The sequence below is a fragment of the Shewanella sp. SNU WT4 genome (assembly GCF_006494715.1).
Classification (GTDB): Bacteria; Pseudomonadota; Gammaproteobacteria; order Enterobacterales; family Shewanellaceae; genus Shewanella.
Genome location: NZ_CP041151.1, coordinates 510,426 through 529,863, shown reverse-complemented (window position 1 = coordinate 529,863; position 19,438 = coordinate 510,426). Strand labels below are relative to the sequence as shown.

16 protein-coding genes are annotated in these 19,438 nt (G+C 48.3%); 5 read left to right on the top strand and 11 right to left on the bottom strand.

The features are described 5' to 3' along the window. The 7 genes from mraY to mraZ are packed head-to-tail and all read right to left on the bottom strand — an operon-like array spanning nucleotide 1 to nucleotide 7,398. Nucleotides 1-1,083, bottom strand: a complete 1,083-nt coding sequence (mraY, locus tag FJQ87_RS02410) for a phospho-N-acetylmuramoyl-pentapeptide-transferase (protein WP_140930336.1) — start codon at nucleotides 1,081-1,083, stop codon at nucleotides 1-3. Continuing rightward, nucleotides 1,084-2,451, bottom strand: a complete 1,368-nt coding sequence (gene murF / locus FJQ87_RS02405) for a UDP-N-acetylmuramoyl-tripeptide--D-alanyl-D-alanine ligase (RefSeq protein WP_140930335.1) — start codon at nucleotides 2,449-2,451, stop codon at nucleotides 1,084-1,086. It lies immediately after the preceding gene. After that, entirely contained in the window at nucleotides 2,448-3,911 is a 1,464-nt protein-coding gene (murE, locus tag FJQ87_RS02400; RefSeq protein WP_140930334.1) for a UDP-N-acetylmuramoyl-L-alanyl-D-glutamate--2,6-diaminopimelate ligase, read from the bottom strand. The genes murF and murE overlap by 4 nt, the downstream gene beginning before the upstream one ends. Continuing rightward, nucleotides 3,908-5,644: a penicillin-binding transpeptidase domain-containing protein gene (locus FJQ87_RS02395; protein ID WP_140930333.1), complete on the bottom strand. Its 1,737-nt coding sequence runs from the start codon at nucleotides 5,642-5,644 to the stop codon at nucleotides 3,908-3,910. The genes murE and FJQ87_RS02395 overlap by 4 nt, the downstream gene beginning before the upstream one ends. Continuing rightward, nucleotides 5,641-5,955: a cell division protein FtsL gene (ftsL, locus tag FJQ87_RS02390; protein WP_140930332.1), complete on the bottom strand. Its 315-nt coding sequence runs from the start codon at nucleotides 5,953-5,955 to the stop codon at nucleotides 5,641-5,643. Before ftsL ends, FJQ87_RS02395 begins: the two co-directional genes overlap by 4 nt. Nucleotides 5,956-5,962: 7 nt before the next feature. Next, complete coding sequence (rsmH, locus tag FJQ87_RS02385; protein WP_140930331.1) at nucleotides 5,963-6,901, bottom strand: 16S rRNA (cytosine(1402)-N(4))-methyltransferase RsmH; 939 nt, start codon at nucleotides 6,899-6,901, stop codon at nucleotides 5,963-5,965. 26 nt (nucleotides 6,902-6,927) lie between these two features. Beyond that, complete coding sequence (mraZ, locus tag FJQ87_RS02380) at nucleotides 6,928-7,398, bottom strand: division/cell wall cluster transcriptional repressor MraZ (RefSeq protein ID WP_140930330.1); 471 nt, start codon at nucleotides 7,396-7,398, stop codon at nucleotides 6,928-6,930. 465 nt (nucleotides 7,399-7,863) lie between these two features. On the opposite strand from mraZ, the gene FJQ87_RS02375 reads away from it, so the two are divergent. Beyond that, a complete protein-coding gene (locus tag FJQ87_RS02375; protein WP_140930329.1) occupies nucleotides 7,864-8,181 on the top strand; it encodes a hypothetical protein in 318 nt (105 codons plus the stop codon). Here FJQ87_RS02375 and glpK read toward each other — a convergent pair. Next, complete coding sequence (gene glpK / locus FJQ87_RS02370; RefSeq protein WP_140930328.1) at nucleotides 8,178-9,662, bottom strand: glycerol kinase GlpK; 1,485 nt, start codon at nucleotides 9,660-9,662, stop codon at nucleotides 8,178-8,180. The genes FJQ87_RS02375 and glpK overlap by 4 nt on opposite strands. Nucleotides 9,663-9,811: 149 nt before the next feature. Next, a complete protein-coding gene (locus tag FJQ87_RS02365; protein ID WP_140930327.1) occupies nucleotides 9,812-10,477 on the bottom strand; it encodes a response regulator in 666 nt (221 codons plus the stop codon). A gap of 311 nt (nucleotides 10,478-10,788) precedes the next feature. Here FJQ87_RS02365 and FJQ87_RS02360 point away from each other — a divergent pair, with 311 nt between their 5' ends. The 4 genes from FJQ87_RS02360 (at nucleotide 10,789) to nrfD (ending at nucleotide 16,932) form a co-directional block, all read left to right on the top strand. Beyond that, nucleotides 10,789-12,534, top strand: coding sequence for a sensor histidine kinase (locus FJQ87_RS02360; RefSeq protein WP_140930326.1), 1,746 nt, complete (start codon nucleotides 10,789-10,791; stop codon nucleotides 12,532-12,534). Between the two features lie 574 nt (nucleotides 12,535-13,108). After that, nucleotides 13,109-15,403, top strand: a complete 2,295-nt coding sequence (phsA, locus tag FJQ87_RS02355; RefSeq protein WP_206194362.1) for a thiosulfate reductase PhsA — start codon at nucleotides 13,109-13,111, stop codon at nucleotides 15,401-15,403. A gap of 12 nt (nucleotides 15,404-15,415) precedes the next feature. Continuing rightward, nucleotides 15,416-15,988: a 4Fe-4S dicluster domain-containing protein gene (locus FJQ87_RS02350; RefSeq protein ID WP_140930325.1), complete on the top strand. Its 573-nt coding sequence runs from the start codon at nucleotides 15,416-15,418 to the stop codon at nucleotides 15,986-15,988. Then, a complete protein-coding gene (gene nrfD / locus FJQ87_RS02345; RefSeq protein ID WP_140930324.1) occupies nucleotides 15,985-16,932 on the top strand; it encodes an NrfD/PsrC family molybdoenzyme membrane anchor subunit in 948 nt (315 codons plus the stop codon). Before FJQ87_RS02350 ends, nrfD begins: the two co-directional genes overlap by 4 nt. A gap of 71 nt (nucleotides 16,933-17,003) precedes the next feature. Here the strand turns inward: nrfD and FJQ87_RS02340 are convergent, their stop codons facing one another. After that, nucleotides 17,004-18,332, bottom strand: coding sequence for an outer membrane protein transport protein (locus FJQ87_RS02340; RefSeq protein ID WP_140930323.1), 1,329 nt, complete (start codon nucleotides 18,330-18,332; stop codon nucleotides 17,004-17,006). 500 nt (nucleotides 18,333-18,832) lie between these two features. Then, nucleotides 18,833-19,438: a 3-isopropylmalate dehydratase small subunit gene (gene leuD, locus FJQ87_RS02335; protein WP_140930322.1), complete on the bottom strand. Its 606-nt coding sequence runs from the start codon at nucleotides 19,436-19,438 to the stop codon at nucleotides 18,833-18,835.

Here is a 19,438-nt window from a genome sequence, read left to right as displayed (position 1 = left end):
TTACCTTAACTTCAGAGTCGCAAGACCCAGCAGCACCATAAACAAGGAAATAATCCAAAAGCGTACTATCACTCTTGGTTCTGGCCAGCCTTTCAATTCATAGTGGTGATGAATAGGCGCCATACGGAAAATACGTTGGCCGCGCAGTTTATAACTGCCCACCTGTAAGATCACCGACAAGGTTTCCATGACAAACACGCCGCCCATGATCACCAGCAACACTTCTTGGCGCACTAATACGGCCATGGCACCTAAAGCTGCGCCTAGTGATAACGAGCCGACATCGCCCATAAATACTTGCGCAGGGTAAGTGTTAAACCATAAGAAACCTAAACCTGCGCCGACTATGGCGGTGCAGACAATCACGAGTTCACCCGCGCCTGGCAAATACGGAATATGCAAATAGCTAGAGAACTGGGCATGACCAGAAAGGTAAGCAATTAACGCAAATGCTGAGGCCACCATCACGGTAGGCACAATTGCTAAGCCATCAAGACCATCAGTTAAGTTAACCGCGTTACTGCTACCGACTATGGTGAAATACGCAAGCACTATAAACATCAAGCCAAGTTGCGGCATTATGTCTTTAAAGAAAGGCAGTACCAGCTGCGTTTCACCAGGATGACTGGCAGAGAAATACAAATACACAGCAATGACTAAGGCAGCCAATGATTGCAGTATGTATTTCCATCTAGCAATCAAGCCTTTAGTGTCTTTTCGCACCACTTTGCGATAGTCATCAATAAAGCCAATAGCGCCAAAGGTGCCCAGCACAAACAGCATCACCCACACGTAACGGCTATCAAGATCGCCCCACAGCAGCACGCTGATAAAAATGCCCGCCAAAATTAATAAGCCACCCATGGTTGGGGTGCCGCGCTTACTAAAATGCGATTCTGGACCATCATTACGTACCACTTGACCGATTTGCAGCAACTGCAAACGTTCAATCATCTTAGGGCCCCACCACAAGCTAAAAATCATGGCAGTGAGCAAACCTAAGATGGCTCGGAAGGTTAAATACGAAAATACGTTAAACCCGGTATAAAACTGGGTTAAATATTCAGCCAGATAAACCAGCATTTACACTAACTCCTGTCGCTCAAAGGCGGCTTTGAGGGCAGCAACAACACGCTCCATTCTGGCGCTGCGCGACCCTTTAACTAATACGGTAACATCACTAGGTAACTGGTTGAGATAACTAATTAAACTCACCACTAACTGCTCAATATCAGAGGCATGTTGACTACCAAAGGCAGCACTGGTGTGTGCACTTAATTGGCCAGTACAAAACAATGCTTGTATTCCCTTCTCTTGAGCCAGCGTGCCTAGCTGCGCGTGCAAAAGGGGGGCATTGTCGCCTAATTCGCCCAAATCGCCCAGTACTAAACAGCGCTGCGTATTAATTTCCGCCAAATAATTGATAGCGGCCGCCACCGAGTTAGGGTTGGCGTTGTAACTATCGTCTATGACTCGAAAGCGACCTAAGGTCATAGGCAGCATGCGCCCTTTAACTGGCTCAAGCTCTGCTAAGCCCGCCAAGATATCGGCCATAGTGAAACCCGCCGCCAATGACATAGCCGTAGCAGCCAAGGCATTAGAAACTTGATGGCGCCCAGCTAACGACAACTTAATGGGGTGACGCTGCTCTTGATAGGCCAAAACGAACTGGTAGCAACCAAGGCTATCAGCCACAAGCTCTAACGCCTGTACGTCAGCCTTATGTTCAATGCCAAAGGTAATTTGTTGATGCGCGCCAGCGGCTTGCTGCATTACGCCATGAAAATCATCATCAAGATTAATCACGGCAACGCCATCATCAGCTAAATGGTTAAAGATTTCTGATTTGGCGGCAGCAACCCCAGCTAACGAGCCAAACCCTTCTAAATGGGCACTGGCAACATTGTTGACCATGGCCACTTTGGGCAGCACTAGCCCTGAGGTGTAATCAATTTCGCCAGGATGATTAGCGCCCAACTCAAACACCCCCACTTGATGCTGCGGATCTAAGCGCAATAAGGTTAACGGCACGCCGATATCATTATTAAAATTACCCGCGGTATAGAGCACCTTGTGGCTTTGCTTAGCTATGGTCGCCAGCATTTCTTTGACGCTGGTTTTGCCGTTAGAGCCAGTGAGCGCCAAGCTTAATAGCGGTTGCTGCGCGCGCATATAAGCGCCCAACTGCCCTAAGGCTTGATGACAATTGGCAACAATAATTTGCGGCACGTTTAAGGCTAAGGCACGCTCCACCACTAACGCCACAGCGCCATTGTCTATGGCTGACTGGGCAAAATCATGGGCATCAAAATTTTCACCTTTCAGCGCGATAAATAAGCCGCGTTCGCCGCAATCGCGACTATCGGTCGATACTTGCTCGATAACAATATCGTCACCCTGCCACTGGCCGTGGATAACATTAGCCAAGGTACTGACGGATAAAGGGATCATTGCTGCACTCCTGACACTAATTGCGCGGCAAACTCACGCTCATCATAGTGATGTTTAACACCATTGTATTCTTGATAGGTCTCATGGCCTTTGCCGGCCAGTAAGATCAAATCTTGCGGTCCTGCCTTAGCAAACACGCTTTTAATCGCGGCAACTCTGTCGGCTTCAATTAGCACAGCACCGCGATCGCTAAATCCTGCTAATACATCGCTGATGATAGCTATTGGATCTTCACTGCGAGCATTATCAGAAGTCACCATCACCTTGTCGGCAAACGCTTCTGCAGCCTTGGCCATTAAAGGACGCTTACCTTTATCACGATCACCGCCGCAGCCAAAAATACACCACAGCTTACCGCGGCAATGCACTTTTAACGCTTTAAGGGCTTGCTCTAAGGCATCAGGAGTGTGGGCATAATCCACCACTACGCACTGACCTGTAGCAGCATTAAAGCGCTCCATACGCCCAGCCACCGGCTTAAGGCTTGGCACTGCTGCTAATAACGCTTGCATATCATGGCCTTGTAAATGCATGCAGGTTAATGCCGCCAGCAAATTAGCTAAGTTAAATTCACCCAATAATGGCGAGCTTAACTGCCCTTGTCCGCCCGGCCAGGCAATTGTCGCGTCAACACCGCCATCATGATAATGAGTGCTAATGACTTGATAATCGGCCTTGGCATGGCCTTTTAGGCTGTAGCCTATGACATGGCGCGCTAACTCTTGCTCTTGCCAGTTTTCACCGCAAGCATCATCGAGATTAAGCACGCTGAATTTAAGCGTTGGGAAACTAAATAAACGCAATTTTGCCGCGGCATAAGATGCCATATCACCATGATAATCAAGGTGATCGCGGCTTAAATTGGTAAATACGGCGATATCAAAAGGAACCGCAGCCACCCGCCCTTGCACTAGCCCATGGCTTGACACTTCCATGGCGCAAACATCTATACCAGCCTGACTAAATTCACTTAACTGGCGCATCATAGTCACAGCGTCTGCTGTGGTATTACCGCTATCAATCAGCTCGCCCCAATGGCCATTGCCTAAGGTGCCCATCACAGCAGCGCGCAGCCCTAAGCTTTCGGTTAATTGCGCGATAAATTGGCTAACCGAGGTTTTACCGTTAGTGCCAGTCACGCCCACTAAACGCATAGCTCTGCCCGCTAATGAATAACGCCGCGCAGCAAGTTGCGATAAATACTTAGCTAAATCAAAAAAGTAGATAGAGCCTTGATGCTGAGTGCCATGTAACTTGGCATCATCGGTATGCACTAACGCGGCGCACGCGCCTTGGGCTAGTGCAGTTTCTACGTATTGGCGCCCATCACTTACATGACCTGGCACAGCAATAAATAAGTCGCCCGCTTCCACCTTGCGGCTATCTAGCTGCAACTGCTTAACGCTTTGCGCCCCTTGGTATGTCATCCAGGGAGAGAGCAGTTCAGTCAAACTCATCATTCTACTTTTCCTCCCGCAGCCACTAATTTTAATTTTTCTTCTGAGCTAATAGGCTCAACATTCAACATTTGTAGGGCGCCGGCCATCACAGTGGCAAATACTGGCGCCGCCACATCACCGCCATAATAACGATCGCCCTTAGGCTCATCTAAGACGACCGCTATGGCCAATTTAGGGTTATGCACTGGGGCGACCCCAGCAAACAACGCCACATAGTCATCACCATAGCCACCAGCAATCGCTTTACGACTGGTACCGGTTTTACCCGCCACCGGATAACCTTCAATATGCGCTTGTTTAGCTGTGCCGCCAGGCTCAGTCACGCCCACCAGCATGTTCATCACTTCACGTGCTACATGTGGGTCTAATACTTGCTCGCCTTCTGGGGCTTTTTTCAATTTAAGAATGGATAACGGTCGCAAAACACCGCCAGCGCCTAAGGTGGCATACATGCGCGCCAATTGCAGCGGCGTTGCCGTTAAACCGTAACCAAATGACAAGGTGGCACGCTCAAAGTCAGACCACTTATGCTGCTCGCGAATCAGACCTGCGCTTTCACCAGTTAAATTAATGCCGGAATAGTTACCAAGCCCCATCGCATAATAAGTGCCAAGCAACTGCTCAACTGGCATGGCAAGCGCCAACTTACTCACGCCGACGTTACTGGATTTAACCAGAATTTTGGCCAGTGACATTTCGCCATAATTGTTAGAATCGCGCACTTGGCGGCCACCGATTCGCATCCAACCAGGAGAGGTGTTGACTGTATCGCCATCTTTCACCACACCGGCTTCTAACGCCGCAGCCATCACAAATGGCTTAATGGTCGAACCTGGTTCAAACGCATCTGTCAGCGCTTTATTGCGCATTCTAAATGGCTGCAAGCTTTCGCGGGAATTGGGGTTGTAAGATGGGGTATTGACCATGGCCAGCACTTCGCCAGTATGCACATCAATCACCACCGCAGAACCTGAGGTCGCTTGGTTGATTTCAGTGGCGCGCTTTAAGGCGCTATAGGCTAATTGCTGAATACGCTGGTCGATACTTAGCACTAGATCATTGGGACGCTCACCTTCTTGCACAGTATCAAGCAGTTCAACGACGTGACCATCGCGCGACTTGCGCACTTTCTCTTTGGTGGGTTTACCGGTTAACCAGTCATTGTAAGTGCGCTCAAGCCCCTCAATCCCGATATCATCGACATTGGTAATGCCTATGACTTGCGCTGTGATTTCACCGGCGGGATAAAAGCGGCGAGATTCAGAGCGCTGGGCAATGCCTTCAATCTTAAGGTTTTTGATGTATTCACCCACGGCTGGGGTGACTTGCCGCGCGAGATAAATAAAGCGGCGTTTAGGATTTTCTTTGACCCGAGCGACAAGGTCATCCACAGGCAGATGCAGTACATCAGCCAGCGCTTGCCAGCGTCTCATGTCAGCAAAGCCATTGCGATCAAACACTATTTTAGGGTCGGCAATCACGGCGCGCACAGGCACACTGACCGCGAGCATATCGCCATTTCTGTCGGTAATTAAGCCGCGCTGCACTTCTCGGCTTGTGGTACGCAAGGTACGCATATCACTTTGCTGGCGCAGCATATCGGGCTCAATCACTTGGATATAGGCAGCTCTTGCCGCCAGCAAGCCAAATAATAGCAACACGAACGCTACCACGACTCGCAAACGCCATTGGATTAACTCGGGTTTTTGCTTACGTTTAGCCTGTCGACTCATTGCTGCCTCACTACCACTTCCTCGCGAGGCAGTGGTCGATTCATGTGCAATTCCTTAGTGGCAATCTGAGTAATACGGCTATGTTCAGCTTGCGATTGTTCTTCAAGCAGCAAGTTGCGCCATTCAATATCTAAGTGATCGCGCTTTTGCATCAGCTGATCCCACTGGCTTATCAGCTGGCGACTCTCATGACTTATCAGCACCACAAACACGGCATTAACCAGTACCACTAAGGCTAAGATCACTACGTATCTGTGCTGCCACAAATCTTGCAGCACAATTCGCAGTAAATTCTGCTGCAACTTATCCATAGTCAACTCAGCTAACCAAACGCTCAGCGACTCGCAGCACAGAACTGCGGGCTCTAGGGTTCAGCTCCAACTCTTGCTCCGATGGCTTTTGCGCCTTACCGACTGGTTTCAAGGTGCGATTACGGTTAATTTCGGCTTCAGTCACAGGTAAGCCAAATGGCACTTCCGCACCTTGGCTATGACGGCGAATAAAGCGTTTCACTATTCTGTCTTCTAACGAATGGAAACTGATGATCGACAAGCGGCCCTCAGGCGCCAAGGCCAGCAATGAGCCATCAAGGGCTTGATCGATTTGATCCAGTTCGCTGTTGATATAAATCCGAATGGCTTGAAACACCCGCGTTGCAGGATGCTTATTACGCTCTTTCGACTTAGTAATACGTGCAATCAAATCAGCTAACTGCTTAGTACGCTCAAAGGGAGTCGCGTCACGATCGGCAGCAATACAGCGGGCGATATGGCGACCATTACGCTCTTCACCATAGGTCTTAAATACCCAGGCCATATCTTCGATTTCAGCCTTGGCCAGCCACTGGGCGGCAGTTTGGCCGCGACTGTTATCCATACGCATGTCTAATGGACCGTCGCGCAAGAAACTAAAGCCGCGATCGGCATCATCGAGCTGTGGCGATGACACGCCTAAATCCAGCAATATCCCATCAATTTTGCCGGTTAAGCCAAGTTCAGCCACATAATCGGCCAACTGACCAAAACCGCCGTGAACAATTTGAAAACGCTTATCGTCAGCAAAACGCTGCGCTGCGGCTATGGCTTGGGGATCTCTATCAATGGCGATTAAGCGGCCATTAGGTCCTAAACGGCTGAGGATTTGCGCTGAGTGGCCGCCGCGGCCAAAGGTGCCATCAATATAAATGCCGTCAGGACGAATATTCAGACCGTCGACAGTCTCTTGCAGTAATACTGATAAATGGGCAAATTCACTCATGGTTTTCTCTATTTTTTTAGTTTCACTTAAAGTGAAAATTCCGCTAGGCGAATATTCTCCGCCAGCGGTTCATTGAGGATCACTTGCTGATCCTGCTCTAATTGTTGTTGCCATAGCGCTTGATCCCACAACTCCAATTTATTGAGTTGGCCGACCAAAGTTAATTGCTTATCTAGCTGCGCATACTGGCGTAATGCTGGCGGGATTAATAAACGGGAGTTAGCATCTAACTCCAATTCGTGTGCGTGACCGAGTAATAAGCGCTTTAAGGCGCGTTCGGCTGGTTGGGTATCTGACAAGGCCATCAATTTGTCTTCTACCTTGCGCCACTCAGTTAAAGGATAAAGCAATAAACACGGCGAGATAATGTCGACTGTTATTACCAATTTGCCACGCGCGTCACTAGAGTTCTCAACGCACAAAAGCTCGCGATACCTTACTGGCATAGCGACCCGACCTTTGGCATCTAAGTTGAGTAAACTCGCTCCACGAAACAATTATTTTTATTCCTTTATAGAGTGTTCAGATCCACCAATACCCACAAATTCCCACAACACTTAAGTTTATGGATATATGGCAAGTTTTGTCAAGGATACCGTTGGGGTTTGAAGCCAGTAACCAAGCGGCCTTGGCATAGATTGCAACAAATCATTAATGTTTTTGGCGAGTGGAAAAATGTGGGATTTTGAATTCTAAAAAAAGCTAAATGTGCCAGAAAATAGATGCTTAAGTGCAATCTGTGGTCGCAATCTACCATAAGATTTTGGCGATGAATTACATCATTGAAAGATAGCCAGCCATAAACTTAGGGGTAAATGCCATTTTCCCTTTTATTAGAGTTTGATCATCATTCGCGGCACAAGACTCAAGCTTGCGTCTCTTTGGCCGATACAGAGTTAACGAGTGCCAGTTAAGCATCAGAAATTAATCATAATAAAATAGGCAAGATAAGAGAGGCCGCAATGAGTCTAGATAGTCTCTATGCCATGTTAGCAAGGCCTGTGACTGCGGTGATGAAGGCTAAGCCGCAGATAACTGAGGTAAGTAAGACGGCGCCAAGCAGCGCCGATGATCATCAAACTAAGCTAGTTGATTTGCCGCAGCCACCTAAGTCGCAGTCTGCGGCGCCTGATAAAGCCAATCAAAGACAATATGACAGGCGCCAGCAAGATAGACGCCATCAATCGCGCGCTAAGAGCAAGCTAACTGCAAGTGATGACACGAGTGAATCGCCTAGCCCACCAGTGCGTCAAGGTGGCCATATAGATATTGAAATCTAACTTAAGGTTTGTTTTACCGCTTGCTGCCAACCTAGATACAGCTGCTGGCGACTATTTTCAGTAATAGTGGGGGCAAAACACTTATCGGCCGTGGCCTTATGATCTAACTCACTGGTCGATTGCCAAAAGCCCACCGCAAGGCCAGCTAAAAAGGCCGCGCCCATGGCAGTAGTTTCTGTCTGTTTAGGGCGGATCACTTGAGTATTAGTAATATCCGCTTGAAACTGCATTAAAAAATCATTAGCAACTGCGCCGCCATCCACCCTAAGTTGCTTTAATGGCAAGCCACTGTCTTTGATCATGGCATCGAGTAAATCGCGGCTTTGATAAGCAATGGATTCTAACGCCGCGCGGATAATATGATTGCGATTGGCGCCGCGGGTTAACCCCACTAATGCGCCGCGGGCATCGGGTCGCCAATAAGGCGCGCCTAAACCGACAAAGGCCGGCACTAAATACACGCCATTGGTATCGGCTACTTTTGAGGCAAAATACTCAGTATCTTGAGCATCACGAATTAACCCTAGCTCATCGCGCAGCCATTGAATGGTCGCCCCGCCCATAAACACTGAGCCTTCAAGGGCATAGTTCACTTCCCCTTTGGCGCCTATGGCAATGGTAGTAAGCAATCCATGATGAGATTGCACGGCATCAAGGCCAGTATTCATCAGTAAAAAGCAGCCAGTGCCATAGGTATTCTTGGCCATGCCCTTTTCAATACATAACTGTCCAAATAGGGCCGACTGCTGATCGCCCGCCATACCCGCAATGGCAATTTCAACCCCTTGACCACCAATGCGGGTGGAGCCAAACACCGACGATGAGGCTTGCACTTTGGGCAGCATGCTGGCGGGAATACCAAAAATGGCGAGTAATTCAGGGTCCCAGCACTGCTGATGAATGTTGTACAACATAGTGCGCGAGGCATTGGTGGGGTCGGTGGCGTGCACCGCCCCTTCAGTGAGCTTCCACAGCAGCCAAGTATCTATGGTGCCAAATAACAAGTCACCTTGCTCGGCTTGCGCGCGCGCGCCCTCAACATTATCCAAAATCCACTTAAGTTTAGTGGCAGAAAAATACGGATCGAGCACTAAGCCAGTGCGTTCACGAATGAGGTCTTGATAGCCTTGCTGTTGTAATTGCTCGCAAATATCACTGCTGCGCCGACACTGCCACACTATGGCATTAAAGATGGGCTTACCTGTGTGCTTGTTCCACACCACAGTGGTTTCGCGCTGATTAGTAATGCCTATGGCGGCGATATCGCGGCTACGAATGCCAGCCCGCGCCAATACTTCAATCAATACTGAGCTTTGCGACGACCAAATCTCCATAGGATCATGCTCAACCCAGCCAGGCTTAGGGTAAATCTGGCTAAACTCCCGCTGAGATACCGCCACAAGGTTAGCGTCATGATCAAATACTATGGCTCGGGAACTGGTGGTTCCTTGATCTAAGGCCAGGATAAATTTCTTGGTCAATCTGGTTGTCCGCTTAGCTAGTCCTAGGCTAATTTAACCATAGCCTTAGGGATAATTCATCTTTCGCGCAGGTAAGTACGCGCTCTACCGTCAGTGACTGCTTAAGCCTTTGCTGACTATCGGTCTTAATTACAGCACTAATTACCATATTACTCGCCGCGTTTATGCAGCAAGGGCGCGAGTTTTAAAAGTTCAGCCATATTAGTGGCGGCCAATTTTTTCATCACCTTAGCGCGATGCACTTCTATGGTGCGCACCACCACAAACAAGCTCTCGGCCATTTGCTTATTGGTATAGCCATTAACTATTAACTGGAATATCTCTTTTTCGCGCTCAGTCAGGGTATCTATCAATTGCTGCGCAGATAACTTCTTATGCTGACGCCAACTATGAAGTAAACCCTTTGCAATGGCCGCGGCCAAGGCATGGCCTGCCACTGGCTTTTGAAAGAAATCAAAGGCACCATTTTTAAAGGCATCCACCGCCATAGGTACGTCGCCATGGCCGGTTAAAAAAATGACGGCTAATGGACTTGATGCTTGCTTCATCCACAAGTGTAAATCTTGGCCGCTTAAGCCTGGCATGCGCGAATCTAAAATCACGCAGCCCGGCTGCTGACAATCCACCGCCGCTAAAAAGGCGTCGCCACTTTGAAACCATTGCACTTGATAGCCAAAGCCTTCCAATAAGAAGCATAACGAGTCGGCAATGGCCGCATCATCATCCACCAAATACACTTGGCCTGCGCAGAGTTCACCCGAAAGTGTCGCCCCAGCATCTGCTGATTTATCTTGCTTAGCTATCACAGCATTCATCCCTAACCTCATTCTGTTACTCAACAGCCTAATGCCGCACTCTAGCCATATAGCGCTGAGCATAACTAAGACATCCTTTATCAATAAGAGAGTGATATCCCAGTTTTAAGGATTAAGCGACTCCAAAGCCGCAAACTTTGACATTAAACACATAGGCTTAGCCTCAGATTGAATTATGGTAAGGCCATTAGTCATCATAGAGTCGCCCCTTGCCAGTAAGTTATTTTTTTCGCTCACTCAAAAAGAGCTCATTTACCCGCTTATGCCACTGCGCTGTATGGCTGGCTTTGAGTCTTTTAAGCAGCAATGCCATGGCCAACACTAAAGTACCGCCGCAGGTCATCTTAAAAGTCGGGGTTTTGGCTAACTGGGGTTATCAAGATGCCATAGAGCGCTGGCAACCTATGATGGCATACCTTGAAACGCAGCTAATTAACGTGGATTTTCAGGTGCACCCGGGCTCCTTTGAAGAGCTTAATCACGCGCTTCACCAAGGGGATATTCAATTTATTATCACTAACCCTGGCCAGTATTTATCTTTATCGCAGCAATATCCGCTGTCATGGCTCGCCACTATGCGCTCGCGCCAACATAACGGCAGCACCTCGGCCATAGGTTCAGCCATTGTTGTGCGCGCCGACAGCAACTATCGCACCTTGTATGATCTTAAAGACAAGATAGTCGCCGCCAGCGGCCGCCAAGCCTTAGGCGGCTATCAAGCGACAGTAGGGCTAATGCATAAGCTCGGGATGAAGCCAGACAGCTATTTTGCTCAAATAAAATTTTTAGGCTTTCCGCTTGATGCTTTAATCTATCAAGTGCGTGATGCCAATGTGGACGCGGCCATCACCCCTTTATGTACTTTGGAAGATATGGCCAATCGCGGCCAGATTAGCTTAAGTGACTATCGCATTTTAAATCCGAGCCGCCCTAATGGCTTTGATTGCCAATGCTCCACCAATCTTTATCCCAACTGGTCATTTGCCGCCAGCGAAAAAGTGGACTTAGCGTTAGCGCAGCAAATCACAGCGGCGCTGCTAGCGCTGGATGAAAACCATCCCGCCGCCATTAGCGCTAATCTCAAGGGCTGGACGGCACCTATTAGTCAGCTCGCCGTCATTAAACTTTTTAGTGATTTACAGCCTAAAGTGGCTGTGACTACCAATTGGCATGGCGTTAAAAGCTGGCTAGATGATAATCGCCACTGGGGCATATTAGCCGTACTAATTTTTATGATAGCCACCATTTATCACTTATGGATTGAATATAAGTTTCGCCAAAAGAGCGAAGCCTTAGTACAAACCGAGCGCCAACTAAAGCAACAAGCCGTTGCCCTCGAGCGCTTACAAAGCGCCAGTATTATTGGTGAAATTGGCGCTGGCCTTGCCCATGAAATCAATCAGCCTATCGCCGCCATTACTAGCTATAGCGAAGGCGGCATCATGCGTTTGCAGCGCAGTGATAACCCAGATAATCAAGCTTGTTTAGCCTTGTTAGAAAAAATCCACCAGCAATCGGTGCGCGCCGGCGAAGTAGTGCATCGCATTCGCGGCTTACTTAAACGCCGCCAAGCTGTAATGCAAGACGTGAACTTACTGACCTTAGTGGATGAAAGCATAACCCTATTAACCTTAGAGCTAGAGCGCCAACAAGTACGCATTCACACCCAAGTCAAAGGCGAACCCTTTTTTATCCATGCTGATCGGGTTGGTATACAGCAGGTGCTGGTAAACCTACTGAAAAACTCCCTTGATGCCATCTCTGATATGCCTGCTGGCCATAGCGGCCACATTGAAGTGCAATTTGAATTTCTGGAGCAGCAATTAAATCTCAGCCTGACCGATAACGGCCCAGGTCTGACTCTACCCAGCGATGAACTGATGGCCACCTTTTTCTCTACCAAAGCCAATGGTCTTGGGCTTGGACTGGCAATTTGCTCCGACATAGTTAAGCAACATGAAGGTAGTTTCAACCTGAGCAATCGAAGCGATGAAGAGCGCGGCTGCACCGCCACCCTCAAACTAAAACGCCGAGGCAGTACAGCAGCCATTATCTAATCAAACCTAACGCTACGCCTTTGATCTGTGTGATGTTTTTAAAAAGAGTAACTTTCCAATAGAAAGAAAAACAAAAAGAGAGCTAAACCAAATCTGCTGAAATTCAGATGATTACCAAGCAATAAACTAACACTGCAGACAACTCCTGCAGCAGGCATAGCGATACCAATAACCGTCGACAACAGGGATGTTGTCGTCGAGCGTCCAAGGATGGATTTACCGCGAGTTATTAGCGTCGCTGTGTCTGCGCCCGCAACAAGCAACTTAAATCTTGGTAAAAACCTCACGCCCATCACGCTTAAGTTAGATGAGCTTTATCACTAAGACCTAACTCACATCCTAGCGCCAAGCTGCCAAACAAAGCTCACTTTTACGCAAATGAATACCTATATGTGGTTAACCACAATAGACAAAGCCAGCCTTTGCTGCTGCTCAAAAAACAAACTTTGACCCGCTTCACAATTGCATAACAGCAAACATCACCATGTGGTTTACCACAATATCCAGCCTTAAGTCCCCTCGCCACAATGCTATTAACACGCCGAGTCAACCGGCTCACCCTTAGCAAGCACCCATGGGGATAATAATAATGAAACTAGATAGGCGAACCTTTATCAAAGGTGCCGGCGCAGGTACCGCCACTTGCGCCTTGGCAAGCTTCCTGCCAGGATCGTTAGCTGCATTAGAGCGCACCGAACTCACAGGTTCAGCGACCAGTGTCGCCAGTATTTGTGAAATGTGTTCAACCCGCTGCCCAATTTCAGCGCGAATTGTTAACGGTAAAAACGTATCGATTTTAGGCAACGACAAAGCCAAAGCCTTTGGCGGCGCCGTGTGTGCTCGCGGCGGCGCGGGTCACAGCCAACTTTATGATAAGCAGCGCATAGTTAAGCCACTTAAACGTGTGGGTGAGCGCGGCGAAGGCAAGTGGCAAGAAATTGAGTGGAATGAAGCCTATGCCATCATTACCGAAAATCTCAATAAGATTAAGCAGCAACACGGCGCTGAAGCGGTTGCCTTCTCATCAAAATCAGGTTCACTGTCTAATCACTTATTCCATTTAGCCAAAGCCTTTGGCACGCCAAATACCTTTACTCATGCATCGACTTGCCCAGGTGGTTACGAAGTTGCCGCTAAAGCCATGTTAGGCAGCAAGATTAACCGTGATTTGAGCAATTCAAAATACATAATCAACTTCGGCCATAACCTTTATGAAGGTATCAATATGTCCGAAACCCGCGGCATGATGCATGCGCAAATGGAAAAAGGCGCCAAGCTTGTGGTGTTTGAACCACGCTTCTCTATCGTCGCTGATAAAGCCGATGAGTGGTATGCCATTAAGCCAGGTACCGACGTCGCCGTAGCCTTGGCTATGTGTCATGTGCTGATTAATGACAACCTCTATGACAAAGCCTTTGTGGAGCAGTATGTCACTGGCTTTGACGCCTTTGCTAAAGAAGTCAGCGCTTATACCCCTGAGTGGGCTGAGTCTATTTCTGACGTTCCTGCCAAAGATATTCGCCGTATTACCCATGAATATGCCGATGCGGCGCCACACGCTTGTGTCGACTTTGGCCATAGATCGTCCTTCACCACTGAAGAATTTGAAATGCGCCGCGCCTTGTATGCCGCCAACGTGTTAATTGGCAATATCGAGCGTAAAGGCGGCCTGTACTTTGGCAATAAAGCCGCGAGTTATAACAAGTTTGCTGGCGATAACATTGCGCCAGTGTTAGCTAAGCCTGGCGTGAAAGACATGCCTAAGCCAAATGCTAAGCGTATTGATATGGTTGATGAGCAATACGCCATGATGTGGACATCGGGCGGTATTTATCAAACCATTCTCGATGCGACCTTATCAGCCGTGCCTTATCAGTTACATGGCTGGGTTATGTGCCGCACTAACCCAATGCAGACCATGACAGATCGCGCCCGCATTGTTGAGACCTTAAAGAAGCTCGATTTTGTGGTGTGCTGCGATATCTATATCAGTGAAAGTGCCGCTTATGCTGACATCTTCCTGCCAGAGTCCACCTACCTTGAGCGCGATGAAGAAATTGCCGACAAGTCAGGTAAAACTCCTGCTTACTATGTCCGTCAAAAAGTGGTTGAGCCGATAGGTGATACCCGCCCAAGCTGGCAAATTTGGAAAGAAGTCGGTGAAGGCTTAGGCCTAGGTCAGTATTTCCCTTGGGAAAATATGGACACCCTGCAGATGTTCCAAGTCAATAGCGATGTGGCGCTGCTGCAAAAGATTAAGCAAGACGGTTTTGTTAGCTACGGTAAGCCATTAATGCTGCGCGAACCTGGCATGGTGCGTGACTTTGTGGCCGCCTACCCTAATGCTCAAGTGCCGGATAGCGATGGCACTTATGCTAGTCATCTTAAGTTTAAGACCCCAAGTGGCAAGATTGAGCTGAGCTCAGACACAGTAGAAGCCATGGCCCCAGGGCGCGGCGTTATTCGCTACCGTGAAGTCACCATGAAAAAGGCCGACGAACTGTTCTTTATTCAAGGCAAGGTCGCTGTGCACACCAACGCCGGCAGCCAAAACGTACCTATGCTGGCTAACTTGATGTCTGACAATGGCGTGTGGATCCACCCGCTGACCGCAGGCCTACTCAATATTCGCACCGGCGACAAGATACGCATTTATAACGATACCGGTACTGAAGAAGGCCATGCCCTCATCACCCCAGGCATTCGTACCGATACCGTTTTCGCTTACATGGGCTTTGGCTCTAAAAACAAAGAATTGGCGCGCGCCACAGGCAAAGGTGTCCATTGTGGCAACTTACTTCCTCATGTCACTTCACCCGTTACAGGCATGAACCTGCATACCACGGGCGTGAAGATAGCCAAGATTTAATCGGAGTTAACTATGACTAAACGTTATGTTCTCGTGCACGATGAAAACAAGTGCATTGGCTGTCAGGCCTGTAATGTTGCCTGTCGCAGCGAAAATAATGTACCTGAGTCAGTCACAAGACTGCAGGTACGCATTGAAGGGCCTTATGGCAACTATCCGCACCTGCATTTTAAGTACAATCGGGTGTCGTGCGAGCAGTGTGAAAATGCCCCTTGCGTTAAGGTATGCCCAACGGGCGCGGCCTATGTAGATGAAAACGGCATTGTCTCAATCAACGAAGGCAAGTGCGTGGGTTGCCTCTATTGCGTCGCCGCTTGTCCGTACAAGGTGCGTTTCATTAACCCTGAAACCCGAGTGCCAGATAAGTGTAACTATTGTAAAGATACCCGTTTGGCTCGCGGCGAGCAGCCAGCCTGTGTGACTGTTTGCCCAACCCAAGCCTTAGTGTTTGGCGATGCTAACGATCTCACCAGCGAAGTGCGCAAAGTGTTAGACACTAAACCAAGTTATCAGCAAAAGGTTAACCTCGGCACTGAGCCGCGTTTATATCGCATTCCTGGTCGTAAGGGAGGGATCCAAGCATGAACAATATCTGGGGCTCAATGGAGCAATACGATCCTGTGGTGTGGAACTGGATCATAGCTGTCTACCTGTTTATGGCAGGCTTATCGGCGGGTTCTATGTTAGTGGCCATAGGCCTTAAATGGTACAAGCAAAGCCGCGGCTTACCCTGTGAAGGCTTGCCTGTCATTAAGGCGGCGGCCGTGATTGGCCCGGTGGCCATCTGTCTTGGCATGGCGTTATTAGTGCTCGACTTAACTAAGCCGTTTGAGTTTTATCACATACTGCTGAACTACAACCTCACCTCTGTCATGGCTTGGGGGGTTATCGCCCTACTGCTGTACATTCCCTTAGTGTTTGTATTTGCAGCCTTAGTCTTTGACAAGCAAGTGCTACATTTCGCCCCTTGGCTTGCGGGTGTTCTTAAGGTCTGCCGCCAAGTAGAAGGCAGCATTAACAAGCTGATTTTCGCCTTAGCCTTAGGTGTGGGGGTTTATACCGGCTTCTTACTGTCGGCCATGATTAGCTACCCTATCCTCAATACTGCGGTACTGCCAGCGCTGTTCTTAGCCTCGGCGCTCTCTGTGGGTAGTGCGGGTAATATCTTGATTGCGACCTTGTTCTTTAGCAAAAAAGAGTCTGATTGTATTGAGCAAGTGCACCGTATCGAATACCCAGTCGCCTTTAATGAAGCTCTGTGTCTGGTACTCTTGTTTGTGGGCTTAAACTTCTCAGGCCCTGCCGCCAAAGCCGCGACCGCAGCTATCACTACTGGTACTTGGGCAAGTGTCTTCTGGATAGGTGTGGTAGGTCTTGGCTTAGCTGTGCCAGTACTGGCCTCGACCTTAGCGCCAAAATCGTGGAAACACACTAAAGGCTTTTTGATTACAGTGTCAAGCTGCACCATTCTTGGGGTGTTAGCCCTGCGTCACTTCGTGGTGTACGCTGGCCAAAGCTACATCAGCTAATGAGCTAAGCCAATATTCAAAAGGGTGCCCATGGGCACCCTTTTTGTTACAGCGCTAATTGTCTATACAAGTTAAAACTTGTAGCTAGCCTGTACGCCCACCAGAATGATATTGCCACTAGTAGTACCGCTGAAACTACCGCCAAACAAGGCTGAAGAGTTATCTGAGCTGATGCCTGAGCGCGGCTCACTGACTGGTGACTCATCAGCAATGATGTAAGTCAGACCAAAGTCCATATCAAACTGCTTGCTGAACTGATAGCCATAACCTGCGCTCAACCATACACGGTCCATTTCTGGAATAGTAATGGTACGGTTAGCATCAGATACCGCTGACATGTCATACGCCACACCCGCGCGCAGAGTAGACTTAGCATCTAAACGATACGTTGCGCCCACAGCAAAACGATAGCTATCTTCCCAGTTTTCTTGTTTCACTAATTGAGTTTGCGTTTCAAGCGAAGGAACATAGGCTTCTAACTTGTCGAATGTACTCCAATCGGTCCAGTTGACACTGGCATGCACAGCGAACTGCGGCGTCAATTGATGGAAAGAAGCAATTTCAGCGCTGGCTGGCAAAGTTAAATCCATGGAACCATCGTATGTCATACTCGGGTTCAGAGGATTAAAACCAAAACCATGAGCTTGCCCTTCCAGCGTTTGTTCAACCTCTGAACGGTAGTTCACACCTATGCGGTTATCAGCATTGATTTGCCACGCACCGCCTAACTGCCAACCCCAAGAAATATTATCGCCCTTCATATACTTAAGGGTGGTGCCTTTAGGAACAGTTATCCCACCTAATGATGGTGGCAGGGTTAAATCAGCTGAGCTCTTAGCGCCTATGCTGCCTTCACCCAGAACCATACGCACACCAGCGCCTATGCTTAACTGATCGTTGATGCGATAAGCTAGGTTTGGGTTGATTTCGATGGCAGTAATAGAGGCTTCGTTACCAAATTGAGTGCCACGAAAGCTATCATCAAATTCGGTAGCCATACCAAAGTTGGTGCCTAAGGCTAAACCTACATGCCACTTATCATTGAGTTGATGAGTGACAAAGAAGTTAGGGATCACCGCATCGCCAGCAATATCTTTAGCTGACGTTTCGTAGTCAACCCCTTTAACTGTCACATGACCATCAACATCGACATTTGGCATCACCAAGATGGCGCCAGCTGTCATTTGCGTGCCTTCAAGGTAAGTCATCATGGCAGGGTTGCGAAATTGTGTAGCAGCATTGTCAGCCATGGCAGCTTCACCCGCAAACGCGCGGCCAAGTCCAGTGGCTGAGGTTTCAGCTAATTGAAAGCCCGCCGCGTGCGCAGTTGACGTCATACCCAGTAATGCTGAACTGACCGCCAATGAAGTCACGGCCAAAGAATGGATCTGCTTTTTCATTATTCTTCTCTGTATTTTTTAACTTAGCCGGAGTTTCCGACTCGCTATTGAGTAGAGTAATCACTCAACTTATTGAGCGGCAGTGTACGTTAGCAGCATATCTTTGCAAGCATTCGCATTAAAACAGGATGATCCTCTGGCAGCGAGCGGCTTGACAGCAAAATCAGTGACCACTATCACCATTGACGCCAAAACACAGCGTACGAAAACGCGCTTAACGTCGCTAAGCGCCATAAACCAAGCAACCAGCACAGACATAACTTACTGTTTAAAAAAGTAAAAACAAAAACACATAGGCAAAACAGCTGTTTATTAAAAAATAACCATGTGATTAGCATATTTCACTAGCACCAGAAAACAACAGAAGCACAACAAGTGTCACACCACTTAAAAATCAACAAGTTGGCAAAAAAAGGTCGCCAACAAAAATGCCAGCAGCTTTAGCGCTAGCTAAATCTACTGGCATTTCCATCTAACTTAGGTACAAGTGTACGCTTAAACTATCGATACCAAACCTGAGTATTCGCTTCAAAGTTAGCGATGCTTTTCTCATGTTCTAAGCTCAAACCTATGGCATCTAACCCTTTTAATAAGCGCTGCTTATTCGCTGGATTTATGGCAAATGCAAATGTTCGCCGCGTTGGCGATGTGACAGTTTGCGCCGCCAAATCGATACTGACTAAAGTGCCAGCCACGGCCTCGACATCATCAATCAGTAATTGCACTTCCGCGGCCGTTAACACCACAGGTAACAACCCATTATTGATGGCATTCGAGTAAAAAATATCCGCAAAAGATGAGGCGATGACAGCTCTAAAGCCAAAGTCAGCCAAAGCCCAAGGCGCATGCTCGCGACTCGAGCCACAGCCAAAGTTATCCCCCGCAATTAAAATTGAAGCGCCATCAAATCTTGGCTGATTGAGGGCAAACTCAGGATTAGGCACTAGCCCTGCATCATCCAAGTAGCGCCAATCATGGAATAGATGCACGCCAAAGCCATCGCGGGTCACTTTTGATAAAAACTGTTTAGGGATAATTTGGTCGGTATCTATGTTGGCGTTATTAAGCACCACAGCCAACCCGACTTCTTTAGTAAAAGCCTGCAT

Coding starts and splice junctions, on each gene's coding strand:
- FJQ87_RS02365 (WP_140930327.1), bottom strand. CDS start 10,477: ATGAATGCTGTGATAGCTAAGCAAGATAAATCAGCAGATGCTGGGGCG.
- rsmH (WP_140930331.1), bottom strand. CDS start 6,901: ATGAGTGAATTTGCCCATTTATCAGTATTACTGCAAGAGACTGTCGAC.
- mraY (WP_140930336.1), bottom strand. CDS start 1,083: ATGCTGGTTTATCTGGCTGAATATTTAACCCAGTTTTATACCGGGTTT.
- ftsL (WP_140930332.1), bottom strand. CDS start 5,955: ATGGATAAGTTGCAGCAGAATTTACTGCGAATTGTGCTGCAAGATTTG.
- murF (WP_140930335.1), bottom strand. CDS start 2,451: ATGATCCCTTTATCCGTCAGTACCTTGGCTAATGTTATCCACGGCCAG.
- murE (WP_140930334.1), bottom strand. CDS start 3,911: ATGATGAGTTTGACTGAACTGCTCTCTCCCTGGATGACATACCAAGGG.
- FJQ87_RS02350 (WP_140930325.1), top strand. CDS start 15,416: ATGACTAAACGTTATGTTCTCGTGCACGATGAAAACAAGTGCATTGGC.
- FJQ87_RS02340 (WP_140930323.1), bottom strand. CDS start 18,332: ATGAAAAAGCAGATCCATTCTTTGGCCGTGACTTCATTGGCGGTCAGT.
- nrfD (WP_140930324.1), top strand. CDS start 15,985: ATGAACAATATCTGGGGCTCAATGGAGCAATACGATCCTGTGGTGTGG.
- FJQ87_RS02395 (WP_140930333.1), bottom strand. CDS start 5,644: ATGAGTCGACAGGCTAAACGTAAGCAAAAACCCGAGTTAATCCAATGG.
- FJQ87_RS02375 (WP_140930329.1), top strand. CDS start 7,864: ATGAGTCTAGATAGTCTCTATGCCATGTTAGCAAGGCCTGTGACTGCG.
- FJQ87_RS02360 (WP_140930326.1), top strand. CDS start 10,789: ATGGCCAACACTAAAGTACCGCCGCAGGTCATCTTAAAAGTCGGGGTT.
- leuD (WP_140930322.1), bottom strand. CDS start 19,438: ATGCAGGCTTTTACTAAAGAAGTCGGGTTGGCTGTGGTGCTTAATAAC.
- phsA (WP_206194362.1), top strand. CDS start 13,109: ATGGGGATAATAATAATGAAACTAGATAGGCGAACCTTTATCAAAGGT.